Origin of the sequence: Methylobacterium sp. WL8 (genome assembly GCF_008040045.1) — a bacterium.
GTDB lineage: Bacteria > Pseudomonadota > Alphaproteobacteria > Rhizobiales > Beijerinckiaceae > Methylobacterium > Methylobacterium cerastii.
In genome coordinates, this window is record NZ_VRVF01000062.1 from 1 (window position 1) to 18,568 (window position 18,568).

18 protein-coding genes and 1 pseudogene are annotated in these 18,568 nt (G+C 65.9%); 10 read left to right on the forward strand and 9 right to left on the reverse strand.

The annotated features are described in order from the left end of the window. Positions 1–967: 967 nt before the first annotated feature. From FV234_RS19305 to FV234_RS19325, 4 genes are all read right to left on the reverse strand, one after another. Positions 968–1,621, reverse strand: a complete 654-nt coding sequence (locus FV234_RS19305) for a pyridoxal 5'-phosphate synthase (RefSeq protein WP_147831097.1) — start codon at positions 1,619–1,621, stop codon at positions 968–970. A gap of 280 nt (positions 1,622–1,901) precedes the next feature. Continuing rightward, positions 1,902–3,152, reverse strand: coding sequence for a HipA domain-containing protein (locus FV234_RS19310; RefSeq protein WP_147831099.1), 1,251 nt, complete (start codon positions 3,150–3,152; stop codon positions 1,902–1,904). Continuing rightward, positions 3,136–3,456 carry a helix-turn-helix transcriptional regulator gene (locus FV234_RS19315; RefSeq protein WP_147831101.1) on the reverse strand — a complete coding sequence of 107 codons (321 nt, stop codon included), beginning with the start codon at positions 3,454–3,456 and terminating at the stop codon, positions 3,136–3,138. The genes FV234_RS19310 and FV234_RS19315 overlap by 17 nt, the downstream gene beginning before the upstream one ends. A gap of 455 nt (positions 3,457–3,911) precedes the next feature. Next, the gene (locus FV234_RS19325) at positions 3,912–4,349 is read right to left on the reverse strand and encodes a MucR family transcriptional regulator (protein ID WP_348643078.1); all 438 of its coding nucleotides are present in this window, start codon (positions 4,347–4,349) and stop codon (positions 3,912–3,914) included. A 398-nt stretch (positions 4,350–4,747) separates the two neighbouring features. On the opposite strand from FV234_RS19325, the gene FV234_RS19330 reads away from it, so the two are divergent. The 4 genes and pseudogenes from FV234_RS19330 (at position 4,748) to FV234_RS19345 (ending at position 7,883) form a co-directional block, all read left to right on the forward strand. Further along, entirely contained in the window at positions 4,748–5,314 is a 567-nt protein-coding gene (locus FV234_RS19330; protein WP_147831103.1) for a MucR family transcriptional regulator, read from the forward strand. Positions 5,315–5,340: 26 nt separating this feature from the next. Further along, positions 5,341–5,834, forward strand: a pseudogene (locus FV234_RS19335) (helix-turn-helix domain-containing protein); the annotation flags it as partial. Between the two features lie 136 nt (positions 5,835–5,970). After that, positions 5,971–6,870 (forward strand): PHB depolymerase family esterase, encoded by a 900-nt coding sequence (locus FV234_RS19340; RefSeq protein ID WP_147831105.1) that lies wholly within the window; start codon positions 5,971–5,973, stop codon positions 6,868–6,870. An 83-nt stretch (positions 6,871–6,953) separates the two neighbouring features. Continuing rightward, positions 6,954–7,883, forward strand: a complete 930-nt coding sequence (locus FV234_RS19345; protein ID WP_147831107.1) for a hypothetical protein — start codon at positions 6,954–6,956, stop codon at positions 7,881–7,883. A gap of 289 nt (positions 7,884–8,172) precedes the next feature. On the opposite strand, the gene FV234_RS19350 is transcribed toward FV234_RS19345, so the two are convergent. Continuing rightward, positions 8,173–8,709: a hypothetical protein gene (locus tag FV234_RS19350; protein ID WP_147831109.1), complete on the reverse strand. Its 537-nt coding sequence runs from the start codon at positions 8,707–8,709 to the stop codon at positions 8,173–8,175. A gap of 107 nt (positions 8,710–8,816) precedes the next feature. Continuing rightward, positions 8,817–9,194 (reverse strand): lysozyme inhibitor LprI family protein, encoded by a 378-nt coding sequence (locus FV234_RS19355; RefSeq protein ID WP_187273734.1) that lies wholly within the window; start codon positions 9,192–9,194, stop codon positions 8,817–8,819. A gap of 176 nt (positions 9,195–9,370) precedes the next feature. Between FV234_RS19355 and FV234_RS19360 the strand changes: the two genes are divergently transcribed. From FV234_RS19360 to FV234_RS19375, 4 genes are all read left to right on the forward strand, one after another. Then, positions 9,371–9,769 (forward strand): hypothetical protein, encoded by a 399-nt coding sequence (locus tag FV234_RS19360; RefSeq protein ID WP_147831111.1) that lies wholly within the window; start codon positions 9,371–9,373, stop codon positions 9,767–9,769. Positions 9,770–9,935: 166 nt separating this feature from the next. After that, positions 9,936–10,634, forward strand: coding sequence for a hypothetical protein (locus tag FV234_RS19365; RefSeq protein ID WP_147813305.1), 699 nt, complete (start codon positions 9,936–9,938; stop codon positions 10,632–10,634). 196 nt (positions 10,635–10,830) lie between these two features. Then, entirely contained in the window at positions 10,831–11,367 is a 537-nt protein-coding gene (locus FV234_RS19370) for a glyoxalase superfamily protein (protein WP_147831113.1), read from the forward strand. A 52-nt stretch (positions 11,368–11,419) separates the two neighbouring features. Next, positions 11,420–11,770 carry an MmcQ/YjbR family DNA-binding protein gene (locus tag FV234_RS19375; protein WP_147831114.1) on the forward strand — a complete coding sequence of 117 codons (351 nt, stop codon included), beginning with the start codon at positions 11,420–11,422 and terminating at the stop codon, positions 11,768–11,770. A gap of 183 nt (positions 11,771–11,953) precedes the next feature. Here the strand turns inward: FV234_RS19375 and FV234_RS19380 are convergent, their stop codons facing one another. After that, a complete protein-coding gene (locus FV234_RS19380; protein ID WP_147831116.1) occupies positions 11,954–12,241 on the reverse strand; it encodes a hypothetical protein in 288 nt (95 codons plus the stop codon). A gap of 561 nt (positions 12,242–12,802) precedes the next feature. Between FV234_RS19380 and FV234_RS19385 the strand changes: the two genes are divergently transcribed. Beyond that, positions 12,803–15,949 (forward strand): PAS domain S-box protein, encoded by a 3,147-nt coding sequence (locus FV234_RS19385; RefSeq protein WP_281407963.1) that lies wholly within the window; start codon positions 12,803–12,805, stop codon positions 15,947–15,949. Between the two features lie 875 nt (positions 15,950–16,824). On the opposite strand, the gene FV234_RS19395 is transcribed toward FV234_RS19385, so the two are convergent. Beyond that, positions 16,825–17,229 carry an EF-hand domain-containing protein gene (locus tag FV234_RS19395; RefSeq protein ID WP_147831120.1) on the reverse strand — a complete coding sequence of 135 codons (405 nt, stop codon included), beginning with the start codon at positions 17,227–17,229 and terminating at the stop codon, positions 16,825–16,827. An 81-nt stretch (positions 17,230–17,310) separates the two neighbouring features. Beyond that, complete coding sequence (locus FV234_RS19400) at positions 17,311–17,655, reverse strand: hypothetical protein (RefSeq protein ID WP_147831122.1); 345 nt, start codon at positions 17,653–17,655, stop codon at positions 17,311–17,313. Between the two features lie 188 nt (positions 17,656–17,843). On the opposite strand from FV234_RS19400, the gene FV234_RS19405 reads away from it, so the two are divergent. Beyond that, complete coding sequence (locus FV234_RS19405) at positions 17,844–18,563, forward strand: response regulator (protein ID WP_147831124.1); 720 nt, start codon at positions 17,844–17,846, stop codon at positions 18,561–18,563. The last annotated feature ends 5 nt before the right edge of the window (positions 18,564–18,568 follow it).

Consider the following 18,568-nt stretch of genomic DNA (forward strand, 5'->3'; position numbering starts at 1 on the left):
TCACACGCCTTCCGTCCCTCGCTGGGGTCGACGGTCTGCCCAAATCCCCATAGCTCTGCGCCCGCCATCCCGCGGGTTCGTTCTTCCACGACTTTCGTACGCCTCGCGGCGCCCGAAACTCTTCAGGATTTCTGCCGGTCTGCTTTCGGGCAGTGATCGATTGAAGCGGACATCGCCTCCGTGCCCGCTCACGAGCTCGAGCATACCCTCACGATGTCCGCTACGCGGCATTCCAGTTTGCCGGTTTGCTATGGTCGGTTTAGCTGAAAAAGTTCGTTTTGGATGGTCCAACTGAACATTCAAAACAGACGGATGCCATGGTTCTCTTGGGCCATACCCAAACCAAACCATTGACTGCTCAGGCTTGTAAGGAGCGGGTCGGATTACGATGGACACGAACCTCCATCGCCACTGCCGCCGTTGCAGGAGGCGCTGCTACTATTCGAACTCGTGAACTGACCCATCGAATGGGCACCGCTTCCAGATCTGAAGCACAGGCGACCGTCAGTGAGGGCACAGATGATGAGCGAGATGCCATGCAACGGCGCGACACAACCAATCATAAAGCAATAGCCGGCGATACTATCGAGAGGCTTGTGAGGCGGACCGTATACTTCATAGTATCCGCCAGCGGCCATAAGCCCGCCAGCTATCAAAATCAGGATGCCAAGAACCAACATTCCGGACACTCGCCCCCTGGTGAGCTGATTAACTCCCATGTGGTCACCCCTCTGGTTAGGACACAGGACAGTTACAGAGTTCGCCGGCCTTGGCCACTTTGATAGTGACGGCTTCAGGCGGTGGCTGTCGCCACTATACCCAAACCGAACCACACTGATCGGCTGCTTGGGGTGGTTTCCTGCCCGTCCGCTTCAGGCCGGAGAAGGTATCAGAACTTACATCGCTGCCCCATGCGCTCTCGTCCTATAACGGCCCGTCGCGTGGCTTCACCCATTCCGAAGAAATATCACGGCCACAGGCGCTCGCTCGTCCAGCCTCCATGGTTCTCTCGTCGGTATCGCAAACGCGTGTGTCTGCGTTCCTCGTCCGCCTGCCAGAACTCGACCTCATTAGGCTTTACGGCGTAGACCGCCCAGGTCGGTGATACGGTGGACGGGGCGGCCTCGATCCGACGGCGCTGCTCGGCCAAGCCCGCATCCAACGCTGCGTCGCTCACGAGGACGTCACTCTGCCGAGCGAGCAAAGCACCCGCACGCGAACCGATGGGGCGGGCCAGGAAGTCTGCCTCACAGATCTCCCGACTCATTTCGATGACTGGACCGCGTAGGCGGACCTGCCGACCGAGTGGCTGCCAGTAGAATGTCAGGGCGGCACGGGGCTGGGCGGCGATCTGGCGGCCCTTGGGACTGAGCTTCGTGCTGGCGAAGTGCCATCCATCGGCATCCACGTTCTTGAGGATCAGGACGCGGGCATCAGGGTAGCCCTGCTCATCGACAGTCGAGAGCGTCATGGCATGGGCTTCGGGTATGCCCCCGTCGATAGCATCGCAGAGCCATGTCTCGAAAAGACCGCGTGAGTCATCCGGGGTGGCGGTGGCATCGAATGGCGCGAAAGGACCGGCGAGGGATTTGAGGCCGCGAAGCCGCTCTTTCAGTGCCATAAACTGCTCCGATATCAACCAACAGGAGGACGGCCGAGCCAGCCGACCGCCAACTATGAATCAGCTTCGAAGCATGACCCCGGCAAAAACTTTGCTAACGCACTCTCTGATCTGCGAAAATTGAGATCGGGGTGGGGTCACGATCGGCGCCGATCGTGACCCCACCCCAAAGCGAAATTTAGCTTATATTCTAACCTATTGAGACCGGTCCTGGGAGGGGTGAACCTTCAACGCCTTTTCACACTCATCTCTCCGGATCCTGCATCCGCCGGCCCCGCCCTCACGGCGTGAACCCGATCGCTTCGGGGAACGCGTCCTTAAGGTAGAGGCGATCCCGGGACGACACCTCGCGCGCATCCATGAACTCGCGGAGTCGCCGCGCGGCCGTCAGGATGCGCTCCCGGATCTCCTCGGCCTCCCGCGCCTGCAGCTTGAACGCCGGATGCGCTCCATACGCGGCCTCGACGTTCCAGGCCGGCGAGACCCCGGGTGCCGGTGCCGGAACGTGACGGGCCCGGTCCGGGTGCGGGACAATGTCGAACACCGGCGAAAGCGACCAGCCCTCGCCCCTGTCCACGAAGGCATGGTTCCTCAGGTGGTCGTCGGTGTTGTGGAGGTATGCGTTCAGCAGCAGGCGTCCGAACACCTGGGCCGGCGCATCCTTCACGCCGATCTGCCGGGCGACGGCCGCGATGTCCGTGTAGGTGCTCTCCGTGCCGTAGCTCGTGGACGGCTGCCTCAGCAGGGTTGCGGCGCTGAGGTACGCGAACGGCCGGCCTTCGACGCCCCCGTCGCGATCGAAGCGTTCGACGAACAGCGCGGCACGACCGCCTGCGACCACGATCTTCCGCCGCGGCACCGGAAGACCGGCCGCTTCGGCGACGTCGAGACAGGCAGCCTCGACCCGGGGGTCGTCGAACCTGTCCATCGAGGTCGGGAACTTGGCGATCCATTGCCGCCCTTCGGATCGGATCCTGGCCTTGGGCCGGGCGCCGCCGACGTCGCTGTTCCGGAACAGGAGCTTGAAATGGTGCCCGTCGGCGTCGCCGGTCTCGACGGCGTCCGCGGCGTCCATCAGGGCCTCGAGGTCGTCGGTCTCGTTCGGCAGATCGACGAGCGGGACCTCCGGCGGGATCCATGTCGCGGGTCCGCTCCGGGGCATCGGGCCGAAGGCCAGATCGCCGGTGCGACCCCGCCCTCCGAGGGCGAGGTATTCCGGCATCGACAGGACGCTGCCCGGGAACGCCCTGGTCAGGACCTCCTTGCCCCACCCGTCGGGACCCGCGTCGTGGAACGCCAGCGGCACCTCCTCCGGAGCGGCGGCATACGACCTGGCGACAAGCTTCAGGCCGATCGGATCGATGGGTTTCGCCCGGTCGACGCCGAAGCAGGATGCGGCATAGCGGAAGCGCCCGACACGCTTCGGACCCGTCCCTTCGAAAGTCAGGTCGCCGATCGGCGCGTAGTCGGTCCCGTCCCAGCGGTAGACCACGAGATAGTCGAGCCGTCCGGCCCTAGAAGTCCGCCACACCGGTTCTGCTCCCCGCCCGCTTGCGACCGGACGCCAATTCCATGCTCTCGCCCATCGGATCGACGGCCAACAGATCGCCGATCCGTTCCGCGCATCCGAACACGGTCAGCGCCTTGATGGCGACGGCGAGCGTCACGCCGGGGCGACCCTTCTCGAGATTGATGACGGTGGGACGATGTACGCCCATCCGCTCCGCCAGTTCGATCTGTGACAGGTTTCTCCGCAGCCTCGCCAGACGCACGCGTTCGCCGAACACCCTCAGGCTCCGGATTTCCTCGGTCGAAAGGATGGCGGTGGTGTTCATGCGGCTATCACATACATTGAGCCCGTCAATGTATGTGATAGCCGTACATCATGCAACGCATAAAACGCGAATTCGGTTCGGTCGTGCGGGTGGACCCGAGAGTCATGGCTGACGCTGGCGTACAACGCCGGAACATCCGCCAAGCGCAGGTCTTCGCCTGATAGGTAGAACCGCTGGACAGTGCGATGGCCCGGGACGACACGACCAAGACCGAGGCGATTGGCACCCGACCGCCAGGCAACCCACTCAACCCTACGATGGTCCAGCATTTCCCGTCGAGAGCGCTGGCCCTACCCCCCCGGGCTCCTCGAGCCTACGCCCGCTCGTGTGCTCAAGAGCGGCGGATACGATGGTAAGCCGCCCTCGACGAGCTCAGGAGACGCCAAGGGCGGGTACGGAGCCGGTTAAGGCAGGGGATTCCCCTCCGCTGGACCGCAGCGGGCCCCTGTAGGATCTTAGGCAGCTAAACGGCCGGGTCGGCCCAGGCCTATTTGCTTTGCCAGTGCCGAGCGCTTCTCTGAGTAAGCGGTCGAAGTAACCGGGTAGTCGGCCGGCAGGCCGAAGCGCGCCCGGTACGACTGCGGGTCGAGCCCGTGCTTCGTCAGATGGCGTTTGAGGGTCTGGTAGGTCTTGCCGTCGATGAATGAGACCAATCCATCCGACCGGATCAATTTACGGATTTGTGCCGCGGTCGGCTTCTCGATCTCCTCGGCCGGGACGCTGGCGCCACCGGCGGCTGTCCCGCTCGCGATGCCGTTGAGGGCCGCATGGACGGTGCCGATCAGTCCCGGAAGCTTAGTCACCGACACGCGGTTGTTGGAAACGTAAGCCGCTACCAGTTTGCTCGCCATTGCGAGCATATCGGGGTTCAACCACAGGTTATCTTTGATCACTTCGTTCGTCCTGTGTGTACGCTACCGGCGTGAGATCTGCCGATCCTAGATCCAGATCAAGGCACAACTCGCTTATGATCGCGCGAGCCTGCCGTGACCTGTACGCATGCTATGAGGATTTGGTTCTGGGGAAGAGTGAGCTGGGGCGCCTCATCGAGGGGCTCTGGTTCTACTTCCCATCGAGAGCCGACGACGACAGCTCGCGAGCGCACAGCATTGCACAGGTGCTGCATGATGAGCCCCGGCCGCCCAAGCGGTCCGGGGCTTTCTTTGCTCCATCGAGCCTCATGTCGAAGTGCAGCAACAAATTTCCATCCGTGTTGCAGCATTCGGCGGTGTGTTCTCCATAGAGGTAGCTTGACCAACGGCATCAGGCGGTAGAGCGATAGATCCTCTTGATGGAAGGAACCGTCGTGGACGAACAAGCTGAAGCTCAATCCCCCAACTTCATGGAACTCGCTGCCGACCTCGTTTCGGCTTACGTGTCGAACAACAACGTGCCGGTGTCGGAGCTGCCGAACGTGATCGCCAGCGTGCACGCGGCCTTGGCTGGTCTTGCCAACGGAGCGCCCGCCGAGTCGGCTGGCCCCGAGAAGCCGACGTCAGCGCAGATCAAAAAGTCGATCGCGCCTGATGCTCTCATCAGCTTCGTGGATGGCAAGCGCTACAAGACCCTGAAACGCCACCTGACCACTAACGGCATGACGTTCGAAGAGTACCGAGCGCGCTACGGTCTGCCGTCGGACTATCCTTCGACATCGCCCGCCTACTCTGCGCAGCGTTCCGAGCTGGCGCGGTCGCTCGGCCTGGGTCAGCAGCGGCGCAAGGCGGTCCCTAATGCCGCCGAAGCCGACGAGACGGTCTCTGAGGCGCCCAAAATCCGCGGTCGGCCGCGCAAGGCCGCAGAGACTTCCGAGGCGGCTCCCAAGGCGAAGGGCCGGAAGAAGGTCGCCGAGACGGCGTGAGGCCGCTCAGCGCCCCGTTCCGGCACATGCGCAGTGGCATCTCTTTCACGCTCTCCACCTCGGATCGCCTTCGGCTCGAAGCACTCGTCGCGGATCGAAACACGCCGCAGAAGCACGTCTGACGCGCCCGCATCATGCTGCTGAGCGCCGATGGGCTCGGGACGCACGCGATCATGCGTGCGGCGGGCGTATCCAAGACGGTGGTCTGGCGCTGGCAGGACCGCTTCGCGCAGGAGGGCGTCGATGGGGTCCTTCGGGACAAGACACGGCCGGCGCGCATCCCGCCGCTGGGGCCGGAGGTGGCGGCGCGCGTGGTGGCTCTGACCCAAGGAGAACCACCCGGCGAGACCACGCATTGGACGGCCGCCGCCATGAGCAAGGTTGCGGCTATCAGCATCTCGTCGGTGCAGCGGATCTGATGGGGGCACGGCCTACAGCCGCATCGGGTCCGGCAGTTCAAGCTCTCCACCGACCCGGCCTTCGCCGCCAAACTGCGAATGTCGTCGGGCTCTACGTCGAAGCGCGGCATGCCGGGTCAGGTTCAGCCTGTTCCGGCATGGCTGCCATAACCTGGGAAGGGAAGCCGAAGGGTTGGTCGAGGCGTTGAGGCCTCGCGACTGCACGTTGCCAGCCAACATCCCCACAAGAGCTCATCGATGACCGGGTACCTTGGAAGCGTCCCATCCAGACCTCCGGAACGCTCCATCGGCTGGTCGAACGCCCTGTCCCGGCGCTTCGGGAACATGGCCGGCAGTCGCGCCTACGATCTCGTCGTGCCGTCGCGGTATGACGGTGGTGCCCTTCCGTTGGTGGTGATGCTGCACGGCTGCTCGCAGACGGCGCGCGACTTCGCCATCGGAACCGGCATGGATCAGTTGGCCGAGGAACTGGGCTTCCTCGTCGCCTATCCCGACCAGCCGAGGTCGGCCAATCTCGGAAAGAGCTGGAACTGGTTCCGGTACGGCGACCAGGAACGTGACATGGGCGAGCCATCGATCCTGGCGGGCATCACACGTCAGGTCATGGACGAATTCCACGTCGATCCAGCGCGCGTCTATGTTGCCGGCCTCTCTGCAGGAGGCGCGGCCGCCGCGGTATTGGCTCAGGCCTACCCTGATCTCTATGCCGCCGTCGGTATCCATTCCGGACTGGCCAGCGGCTGCGCCGGGTCAATGGCGGCGGCGTTCGCCACGATGCGCCACGGTGCCTTGCTCACCCCGATAAGGGCGACGCACCCGATCCCGACCATCGTCTTCCACGGGGACCGCGACGGCACGGTTGCGTCGGTCAACGGCGACCAAGCCGTCGCGCAGGCGCAGCCGGATGGCGAGATGACCACAGCCACCGTCAAAGGCCGCTCCGAGGGCGGGAGGGATTACACGCGAACACTTATGACCGAGCCGGGCGGGGCGTGGGCGTCCGAGCAATGGGTGCTGCATGGTGGCGGGCATGCCTGGGCAGGCGGCCATCCATCCGGTTCTCACACAGACCCCTCGGGCCCCGACGCCAGCCGCGAGCTGCTCCGGTTCTTCATGGCACATCCGAAGAGCGCTTGATCGGCTGCGCCTGACTACACGTCTCGCGTAATCCCTCGTGATCGGCTGACGCCTGTTCGCTCATGCTACCGCCCACCCAGGACATGACCTTGCCCAAGACCATGACAGCCATTGACCATTCCGACCGCGACGCCGCGATCACAATCAACTCGTACACGACGGTCCTTCGGCATCCGAAGGTGCCGCACGAGCTGTTCGCGACCTATTGGCGAGACGTCCATGGCCCCCTGTGTTCGCGAATTCCCGGGCTCGGCTGGTACGTGCAGACCCATTTCGCCCGCGAGAAGGACGCACACCTATGGCCGGTGGTGGACGGCATCCGACCGTTCCCGGACTACGAACTCGATGGCGGCGTCGAAATTGGGTTTCACTCTGCAGAGGATCAAAAGGCGTTCAACGAGGCTTGTCCAATCCTGTTCGCCGACGAGCAGAACATGTTCGCGGCAACCGTCGCCTATGCCCTGCCAAAGGGCTCGACCACGCTGATCGATCGGATCGCCGAGCCTTCCCCGAACGCCGACGACGGGCTCGACCGTATCCACCTTCATCTCGGTGCCGCCCACGACGATACGGCGAAGTTCGGTGAGCGCGTCGGTCGCCTCGCCCAGGGGCTCGCCGCCGAGGAGGCGGTGCTGCGGGTCCGCATGCACCTACCAGACCCTTACGATAACACGCACCCAGCGCCTCCGGCGCCCAACGTCCGCCACGAGGTGCCCGCCGAACGCCGCCTGGTCGCGATCATCGACCTCGCATTCGCGTCCCCATTGGAAAGAAGCACGTTCTACGCGTCGGACGCCTTCATCCGTGCGACCGACGGCCTGAAGGCGGATGTCGCCTTCGCCTCGCCCTTCGCGGTCAGCGGCGTCTACACGTACGTCCGCGACAAGCAGCTGACGCTCGCCGGTCTGCGGGGCAGCCGTCCGGCCCAGCTCATCGAGCGGCTTGGTGCTCGCAACCAAGTCGCCGATGACGTCCGCCACCTGCTGCATACCGGGACGCTACCTGGTCGGTAACATCTCAGGCCGGTAGGCCCGACAAACCGCCTCTCCCCCTTCGAACGCGGGCCGCTTCGTACCCGCTGCCCTTTTCCATGACAGGCCGAAGACCCGAGCCAGACGTAGAACGAGTTCAGGGCTCTTTTCATAAGCGGACGTGCCGGACGCAGGCGGACGGACGCTTAGCGAACCCGCCCTGCCTTGATGAGCGTCCGCGCTGGTGCGTCTTCCATCATCGACCGCCTGTCCGCCGATGATTGTCAGGGGTCGCGAGCGCAATGGCGACCGGCGGCCGGTCGCAGTCCTGTCAAGGCAGGCGACGGTAGACGCCGGCGAATACCGTGCCGCCGGGCAGTTCGCAGGTGCCGGACTGGGTGACCTCCCAACGGTCCGCATTCAGCGGCGCAAAGGCCAGCCTGCAGGGGCCATCGGAGAAGGTGGCCCGCCCTTCCCGGAGGTCCAACAAGGCGTCAGTCCCGATGGCGAACACATCTCCCGCCTCCTCGCCGCCGGCCCCGATGTACGTCGAAGAAAGGGACACGCTGGCGAAGCCGTGGACCGGCCCCACGACGTTGAGGGTCGCGTGGTTGCCCTTGGGCTCCTCGCTGAAGAAGTCCGTGCCGACGATGGTCCCTACCTCGGACCGTTGTAGTTCGGCGTTCCGCCTGTCGTAGGCCTCGGCCAGGCAAGCTGAGGCGTTGCAGATCTGAGCGGTCCTCAGCCACTTCCGCTGCCGCGCCTCGACCCCATCGCGCTTCCCGGCCTTCAGGGCGGCCGCGTAAAGCCTCGCCATGATCTCGTCCCGGGCACCGAGGGCGGCATCCCCGCAGACGAGGCGCTCCATTCCAGTCGACACCTTGGCGCAGTCAAAGCTTGCCGCGTAGGCAGCCGGCGCCACGATAGCGAATGCCGCGGATGCCCCGAGGTAGGTCGCCGACTGCCGCAGGACGCTTACCGCTCGCATGACATGTCCCCGCCCGGGCAAGCCAACTGGTCCGTCAGGTCGTGGGTCCGGCGCTCGGTCATGGCGGTCTCGCATTCCCCGATGAGCATGGGCATGATCGAGCCGTTCCTATCGGGGTGCTCAGCGTCGTAGCCGGTCTCAAGCTGGCATTCGAGGTCGCGGAAGCGCCGCCATGCCTTCTGCGCAAGGTCGAGGTTGCGCCGCCCGTTCGGGTCGAGCTTGGCCTGCAGGGCATCCTGTACCTTCGCGAGGCCGACCTCGGCATCGTCCAACTTGCGCTTGGCGCATAGCGTCCCCTCAATCTGGTTCGGGGCGTCCGCGCAGAGCGTCGGCACCTCCGCCGCCGCCGCCGTCGACCAGAGCATCAGGACAGCGAGGCATGCCTGCTTCATTGCGAGGCTCCTTGCGGACAGAACCATCATCGCGGCCGTGCCCGAGACTTTGCCGGTGGTAGCATGGCGGGCTAACGTCGCCCAAGAACACACCTTGGGAGGCTACGACGCCGAACCGAGCCACGACAGACCAACGCCGAGACCCGGCCGTGCGGGTGCTCGGCGGCTACCTCGCCGCCGTGGCGGCGGCGATAACGGTCTTGATGCTGGCGGGAGCGTCCGCCGCGCTGGTCGAGCCTTCACCCCCAACCGTCGCCGAGCCAGTGTTCCCATCCGACTGGGGCTCGGTCGCAATCACTTTCGTCATGGCCACGTTGTTCGTGACGGTCTTCGCGATGCCGGGCTTCCTCTTGTGCCTGGCCGTCTCGGTCCGGTTGGGCCTGCGCCACCCGGCCATCCACATGGCCTGCGGTGCCGCCATCGGTCTCGTCCTGGGGCGCCTGTTGCCCGTCACGGTCGATCACCTGGTGCAAGCCGCGGTCGCCGGGGCAGTGGGCGGGGCGGTCTACTGGCAGCTCGCCGTCAGAGGCGTTGCCGGTCAACGTTGAATGAGCTGGCCGGCAGGTCGGGCGATGGCGACAGGCCGGATCACTTCACCGTGAGCCCCTTCTGGCGGAGACCGTCGCTAGGCTGGCGCGAGAGATGGCGCCGCGGCAGGATCGACTTCTGTGCCTTCCGGCAGTCCTTGCTGCCCGCAACGGGGGAGAGGAACCGATGAAGAGAATCATCGCTCTGCTCGTCATCGTGGGAGCCGCCGCGACCGCAGTCCTCCATTTTACCTACCCGGCCGCAGCCACCGCGGGTTGCCCGTCCTGCTACGGTTTCACCGATCTGGGCGACGGCGTTTACGTCGAGGGTGACATGTCTCCGGACCGTCGCGCCGCTGCCAAGGCGACAATCGAGACGGCGCGCGCCCGGGTACGCGAGTTCTACGGCGACCTGCGGTCGTCCCCCCGCGTGCTGCTCTGCGCGACCGAGGCCTGTTACCGGCCCCTCGGCGGCGGTTCGCGCGGCGTCACCCTGCTCGACCGAGCGCTGATCCTGTCACCCCGGGGGGCCGATACCGTTATCGCGGCCCATGAGCTGGCTCATGCCGAACTCCATAGGCGGATCGGCCTTAGGGCAACGCTCGCGCGCACCGTGCCGCAATGGTTCGACGAGGGGCTTGCCGTGGTCGTGTCCGACGATCCACGCTACCTCGCACCAGGCGCGGAGCGCTGTCTTGTGGAACCAGGCAGCGACCTGCCGACCGCGCGTGCGGCCTGGATAGAGACAGCAGAGAGCGCGGGCCTCTACGCCAGGGCCGCCTGCAAAGTCAGCCGGTGGCTCGACGCACACGGTGGCGCAGCGGGCATCCTGCGCCTCGCGGCGAGCGGGTCTTTCGAGGAGATCACCGCTAGCACGGGGTCGTAGTCTGCCGAGAGCGAGCGGCCGTCTTGGCGTTCGAACCGACCTCGGTTAGCCTGGCGCCAGGCCGATGCTGCCTGCCGCTCGCCCCGGGAACGGGATGGTGAATGCATCGCAGACGACCACCCCCACCGGATCCCTGACCGGCGACGGGTCGGCAATGCGAGCACCGACGGACCGACGCCGGCTTGGGGAGAGTACCATGACGACCGTCGACCAGGCGAAGGCTATGGCCAAGCGGCTGCGCGCCGCGCTGTCCGCCCGGGACCTCGCCGTCTCGCACGCGACCACCCTCGAACTCGTCGCCGCCAGCCTCGGCCACGACGACTGGAACACCGCTTCCGCCGCCCTCGACCGCCCCGCGGAGAACGTGCCACGATTCCTGGAGGCGGTGCCGATCCTACGTATCTTCGACGAGGCCAAAGCGCGCGAGTTCTACTGCGGCTTCCTCGGCTTCGAGACTGGGTTCGAGCACCGGTTCGAGCCAAGTCTGCCCCTCTACATGGAGGTCGCCCGTGCCGGCTTGCGGCTGCACCTGTCCGAGCACCACGGCGATGCCAGCCCTGGCTCGACGGTGTTCGTGCCAATGCGGGGTGTCCATGCCTATCACCGCCAACTGACCGACAAGCGCTACGGCTATGCTCGGCCGGGCATCGAGCAGGCACCCTGGGGCGACGTGCTGGAGGTGGCGGACCCGTTCGGGAACCGGCTGCGCTTCTGCGAGCGCCGCGTCGGATGACTGGAGAACCGGTCGCTTCGATCAGTCACTGACTGAAAGGAAGAGGGCAGCGATGGGCGTCGACATCGAACACGTGAAGACGCTCATCGCGACGCTTGAGGCGGTGACCTCTGGCCCACACTTCCACAGGACCGCGTTCCGGACGCCGCGCAAGACATTCGCGACGCTGGATGAGGCCGCCCTCGACATCAACCTGATGTTCGACCCGGATCATCGCGATTTTTTCTGCGAGCAGGTGCCAGAGGCTTTCCGCCCGGTACCCGGCGGATGGGGGCGGATGGGGGCGACCAGATGCGATCTCTCTGCCGTCGATGAGGCGACCTTGCGCTCGGCTCTCGCAGCCGCCCATCGTCTGGCTGCCCCGAAGCCGCGGACGCGGCGCCGACGGGATGGCGGCGCGTGACGCCGTTGTCTCATCCCCGGAGGCCTTGGACGATATCATCCGTTGGGCAAACGCGAACTTGCAGGGGAAGAATGGTCCTGATGACATCGAAAGGAGCGTCAGATCGCAACTCCCGTTGTCACTGGCGATGGTCAGGCAAGCATGCCCCCAACAACCAGCACTTCGGACCCGCCACGGTCAGCATCAAGAATGATCGTAAAATCCCCATTCTCGTAGGAACTCGTGATAGCGCCTCTGCTCCGGCGTGAGCGGCGAAGCAAACACGGCATCCCGCCACATCATGACGCCGAAGCCGCTGATCATGATCCCACCGAACAGGCCGCCCCACCACAGGCTGTTGGACGCCCAGGCATCATCGGTCAGCATCAGGAAGGTTCCGCTAACGAGCGTCCCCGTTGCTCCTACCGAAAGAAACCTTCGCCCCATCTTGCGAAGCTCATGACGGTTCTCGGGTAAATCCGGGTCGCACATGACGGAAGCCCTCCAGCGATCCGACTATGACTGCCGCTACGTCGCGGCACCTCAACGACAATCGAGATGGCTTTTTGAGACACGCCGAACGTCTTGCCTCACGCCAGGTAGACTGGAGCCTTTGGAACTGAACGCCGCAAACCGTGCCAAATTACCTGGCGACCGAAAGTCCGCCTTCAATTTTTACCCCCTCAGAAGCAGACCGGCAAGAATCCACCCATGTCGGTCGTAGAACGAACCGGCGGGTCCCGTCCTACGTCGGACGCTGGTTTAATGGGCCACAACATGCTCTTAGGGGGGCACCCGGTCGACGCCGGAAGGCGTAAGGACCGCAACCTTCGCCATGCTCGCTCGTTCGCACGAGGCGTTTGGCAAGGGTCGCGGATCGCCCCTGGTCGAGGCGCCGACATACGGCCAGGACGAGGGTGCGGGACCATTTCACAGGACGGGCATCACGACGCCGGCGACGAAAAAGCTCGCCTCGCTGCGCTTGAAAGATACGGAATCCTCGACACACCGGCGGAAGAGGGGTTCGACGACGTCGTCCATCTCGCCAGCCTGTTGTGCGATACCTCGGTCGCCCTGGTTAGCTTCGTCGCCGGCGACCGGCAGTGGTTCAAGGCCAGGGTCGGCTTCGATCCCTGCGAGACGCCGCTCGATCAATCCGTATGCGCCCATGCCCTCCGTCGGCCCGGGCTCCTCGTCATCCCGGATCTTCGAGAGGACGAGCGCACCTGCGGGAACGCCCTCGTCACCGGTTCACCGTACATCCGCTTCTACGCCGGCGCCCGGTTGGAGACGCCTGACGGTCAGGCTCTCGGAACCCTGTGCGTCATCGACGGGACCCCTCGGCCCGAGGGCCTGAGCCCCGCCCAGGCCGAGGGTCTCGAACGTCTCGCCCGTCAGGTCATGGCGCAGATGGAGTTGCGGCGGATCTCGACTGCGCGCGAGCGAATGGCATCGGAGGCGGAAGAGGCCGCTCGCCGGCATCGCCAGATCCTCGACGGCGCCACGGACTACGCGATCATCACCACGGATCTCGGCGGCCTCGTCACCGAGTGGAATGCCGGTGCCGTCAATATCCTCGGCTGGTCCACCGCCGAGATGCATGGCCGATCCGCTGAGGTCATCTTCACAGAAGAGGACCGTGCGGAGGGGATTCCCGAGCGCGAGATGGCGGCCGCGCGCGTGAAGGGTGCGGGCAACGACGAGCGCTGGCATCTGCGCAAGGACGGGTCCCGCTTCTACGCCCGCGGCGAGATGATGCCGCTGTTCGAGGCCAACGAGCGCCACGTCGGATACCTCAAGATCCTGCGCGACCGCACCGAACAGCGAACGGCGGAGGAAGCCGCCGCGGAGACCAAGCGGGCCCTGGCGATCTCGGAGGAGCGCCTCAGGCTCGCAGTGCGAGCAGCCGGGGTCGGCATCTTCGACTACGACCCGGTGGCCGATACCTTGACCTGGGACGACCGGGTGCGCGAGCTGTTCGGGGTGGGGGCCGACGAGGAGGTTAGCTACGCCGACACCTTCCTGCCGGCTCTCCATCCCGACGACAGGGAGCCGACTGATCGCGCGGTCCGAGCCGCGTTCGATGGGGACGCCCCCGAGCCCGTCATCATCGAGTATCGCATCCACGACCTGCACACCGGGGAAGAGAAATGGCTGGCCGCGCGCGGTCAGGCCGTGTTCCGCGACGGCAAGCCCGCTCGTTTCGTCGGAACGGTCCGTGACGTCACCACCCGGAAGCGGGCCGGGCTCGCGGTCAGAGCCGCCGAGGAACGCTATCGCCTCGTCACCCAGGCGACGAACGACGCGATCTGGGACTGGGACCTCGTCTCGAACCACGTGCTCTGGAACGAAGCACTTCACACGACCTACGGCTACGACCTTTCGACGGCCGAGCCGACCGGCGAGTGGTGGCTGGACCATGTCCATCCGGACGACAGGGTTCGGGTCGAGGACGACATCCGGGCGACCATCATCGGCACCGATACCGAATGGTCGCATGACTATCGCTTCCGTCGTTCGGACGGGACGTATGCCGACGTGTTCGACCGCGGTTTCATGGTCCGAGGACCTCGGGGAGAGCCGCTGCGGATGATCGGAGCGATGCTCGACTTGACGGAGCGCAAGCGCGACGAGCGCCGCCTCCGAGCCCTTAACGCCATGCTGGAGGAGCGCGTCGAGGAAAGCACCCGTGAGCGCGACCGGATATGGGGCGCCTCGCAGGACTTGATGTGCGTGATCGACACCAGGGGCGTGTTCCGCGCGGTGAGCCCGGCGGCGATGCGGATCCTCGGCTGGCAACCCGAGGAGATGGTCGGCGCCACCGTCTTCGACTTCATCCACCCGGACGACCTACGGCCGACGGATGGTGCGCTCCACCTTGCGGCCGAACAGGATCTGCCGGTGTTCGAGAATCGCTACCGGCACAAGAACGGGGATTATCGCTGGCTGTCCTGGGTCGCCACTCCCGTCGGAGACGTCATCTACGCGACCGGCCGGCACATCTCCGCCGAGAAGGCTCAGGCCGAGGCGCTGAGCCAAGCCGAGGAAGCCCTGCGACAGTCCCAGAAGATGGAGGCGGTCGGTCAGCTCACCGGCGGCATCGCGCACGATTTTAATAATCTTCTCACCGGGATCTCCGGCAGCCTGGAGCTTCTTCAGACCCGGATCAGCCAGGGCCGGATCTCGGAGGTCGACAAGTACGTCAACGCCGCCCAGGGGGCTTCCCGGCGGGCCGCCGCGCTCACCCATCGGCTATTGGCGTTCTCACGCCGCCAGACCCTGGATCCGAAGCCGACGGACGTGAACCGTCTGATCGCCGGCATGGAGGAACTCATCAGGCGGACCATCGGGCCCGAGATCGCCCTGGAGGTCGTCGGGACGCCCGCGTTGTGGTCGGCCCTGGTAGACCCGAGCCAGCTTGAGAATGTGCTTCTCAACCTTTGCATCAATGCCAGGGACGCGATGCCGGATGGCGGGCGGATCACCATCGAGACTGCCAACAAGTGGATCGACCGGCATGTCGGCGGCGCACGCGACCTCGAACCTGGGCAGTACCTCTCGCTCTGCGTGACTGACACCGGCACCGGCATGACGCCCGAAATCGCCGCGAAAGTGTTCGAGCCGTTCTTCACGACCAAGCCCATTGGCCAGGGCACCGGGCTCGGCCTGTCGATGATCCACGGCTTCGTGCGCCAATCGGGCGGTCAGGTGCGGATCTATTCCGAGGTTGGCGTCGGGACGACGATGTGCGTCTACCTCCCACGCCATTACGGGCCGACCGACGTCAGCGACCCGATGCCGGACGTGACGTCGGCGCCCCGTGCCATCCAGGGCCAGACCGTGCTGGTGGTCGACGACGAGCCGACCGTGCGGATGCTGGTGACAGAGGTACTGGAGGGCCTCGGCTACACAGCCATCGAGGCCGGCGACGGCGCCGCCGGCCTAACGGTCCTCCGTTCGGATGCCCGCATCGACCTCGTGGTCACCGACGTCGGGCTGCCGGGCGGGATGAACGGGCGCCAAATGGCCGATGCAGGACGCATCCTCCGTCCTGGCCTGAAGGTGATGTTCATCACCGGCTACGCCGAGAACTCCGTCGTCGGGAACGGCCATCTCGAACCTGGCATGGCGGTCCTCACGAAACCCTTCGCGATGGACGAACTTGCCTCCCGGGTAAGGGAACTCATCATCGTGGCGTAGCGGCCTCGATGATGAGGTGCGGATCATGGTCAGAAGACCGCACGGCCTGGTCGACCACCGCTGATCGAGCTCGACCCAAGCCACGGAATGAGTTCGAGGTTGGGCAACACCGGCGAGGGCGAAGCCGACTCAAGCGCTAACCGGCTGGGGGAGCGATTTCAGCGCAGCCGAGCCTCGATGGGTCCGGGGGGCTGGGGAGCCGGGGGCTCGACGGGTGGATCGATCTCAGGCGTGGTGGGCTCGGGAGCCGGGTCGCCGATAGGCGGAAGAGGATCGTCACCTGGGCGCGGAGTGTCCGACTGCATTCGTCTCATTCCCCTTCATGCTGGACCGTCAAGGCGGCACCTTCGCTTAACGTCTAACGCTCGCGATAGTCCCGCCATCATCGGAATGGCTGAGGTCGGGACCATCGGGCCTTGGATCATACCTGTCAGGCAGCGCGGACGTCGGACACATTACGTCGCCCCCCCCCCCCGGCCGACTTGGCGAATGCGATTGGCGAGTCGTGACGCCTGGGTCAGCGACGGCAGCGACCGCCCGGTCCACGGTAGAGCCCCGGAGGACAGCCGCGGGGTGCGCCGGTCAAGGCGCGCCTGATATCGCCCCGGGGGCCACGGTTGAGCCGGCATCCGCCGAACGGGCCGCGATGGGCGCCGAACCCGCATCCGCCGCGCGCGAGGACGATGGGCGCGTCGAGACCGCCAGGGCTTGGCGCAATCGGTAGGGCCTGTGCCTGACCGACGGCGAGCAGGGCTGCGGAGGCGGCGACGATGAGACCGGTAAGCTTCATGGGGTTTCCTTGCTGTTGAGGCGACCGGACATGCCTTCCGGTCGCCGGGTCATCGTTTATGCAATGGGGCAGCATCGCCACCGGCTCACTTGCACCGGCATGGCCGTTCCGCCCGCGTGACGCGGCCATCGTGATCCGCATCGAGACGTGCGAAGCGCTTGGCGAAGATCGCGTCGATCTCTTCGGCCGTGACGTACCCGTCGCCGTTCGCGTCGAGGCGCCGGAAGCGTTTCGCCGGATCGGCCGGCCCCTTCCCGGGATGGGCGGCCCACCAGGCCGTCCACTCCGCCTCGCTGATCCGCCCGTCATGATCCGCGTCGGCCTTCATCAGGCGCGTCCGATGCCGGGCCTGGAAGGTCGTCAGGTCGACGCCATCGGCCTTGGCATCGACTGGCGCCGGCGCCTGTGCCGACGGTTGCGGCGTCTGGGCGAGGGCGGCGGACGCCGAGAGGCAGGCCGCGAGGGTGAGGCAGAGGGTTCTGCGTGCCATGGAACGACATCCGTGATGGGGGGATGGGGCGGGATCGCGCCGGAGGGCGCGATCCCGAGGCCTCAAGCCGGATGGGCTCGGTCACCAGCGGTGGTGCCAGCCACCGCGCCAGCCCACGTGACGGTAGCCCCCCCAACGGTGCCAACGCGGACCACCCCAACCGATGCGACGCGGGCCGTAGAAGCGAGGACCGTAGACGCGGGGGCCGTAGAAGGCCGGCCGCACGACGTAGGGGGCGTAGACGACCCTTGGACCGAGGTTGGGCCGGCAGAAGCCGTAGAGCCCGCGGTGGAAGCCGAGGCCGCAGCCGTCACGGGCTTCCGCCGTTCCAGCCGTGGCCAGCGGTGCCGCCAGCCCCGCAGCCAGGAGCGCCGCCGGAAGCAGGCGCTTCAGTCCGGTCGAGGCGATGTTCGTCAGGCCCGTCATTGCAGGTTCTCCCTGGTGGGTGATTGCGATGGGGGGAGGTTGCCCGCGCCCTGTCGCAGGGATTTGTCGGCGGATCCCGATTGTGTCGCGTACCGTCGCGGAGCCGGGCGGCCTGACACACGTTGCGACAACTTCATCGAGAGACGGAGATCGCGCCGGGGTACGACCGGCGGATGGGATACGCAGCCATGGACCACGCCCACGTGCTGGTGGTCGACGACCACCGCGACATTCGCGACCCGCTCGCGGCCTACCTCAAGCGGCATGACCTCCGGGTCAGCGTCGCCGCCGACGCGGCCGCTGCCCGTGCCGTGCTGTCAGGCTCGGCCATCGACCTCGTCATCCTCGACGTGATGATGCCCGGCGAGGACGGGCTCTCGCTCTGCCGGCACATCCGCGAGGTCCACGATACCCCGGTCATCCTGCTGACCGCCCTGGCGGAACAGACCGACCGCATCGTCGGCCTGGAGATCGGGGCGGACGACTACGTCGTGAAGCCGTTCGACCCGCGCGAGCTCCTGGCCCGCGTCAAGAACCTCCTGCGCCGCGCCCGGGCGCTTCCCCGCGCCCGCGATATCGCCGACGGTAGCCGCCTCGCCTTCGACCGCTGGGTGTTCGACACCGACCGGCGCGAGCTCGTCGACGCGGCGGGCGGGGCGGTGGCCCTCAGCACCGCCGAGTTCCGCCTGCTCTGCGCGCTTACGAACCACCCCCGCATCGTCCTCTCGCGCGACCAGCTGCTCGACCTTACCAAGGGCCGGTCCGCCGACGGGTTCGACCGGAGCATCGACAACCAGGTCAGCCGGCTTCGGCGGAAGCTGGAACGCGATCCGGCGCACCCGGAGCTCATCAAGACGGTCTGGGGCGGTGGTTACGTCCTCGCCTCCGATGTGAGGACGGTGTCGTGAGGCTG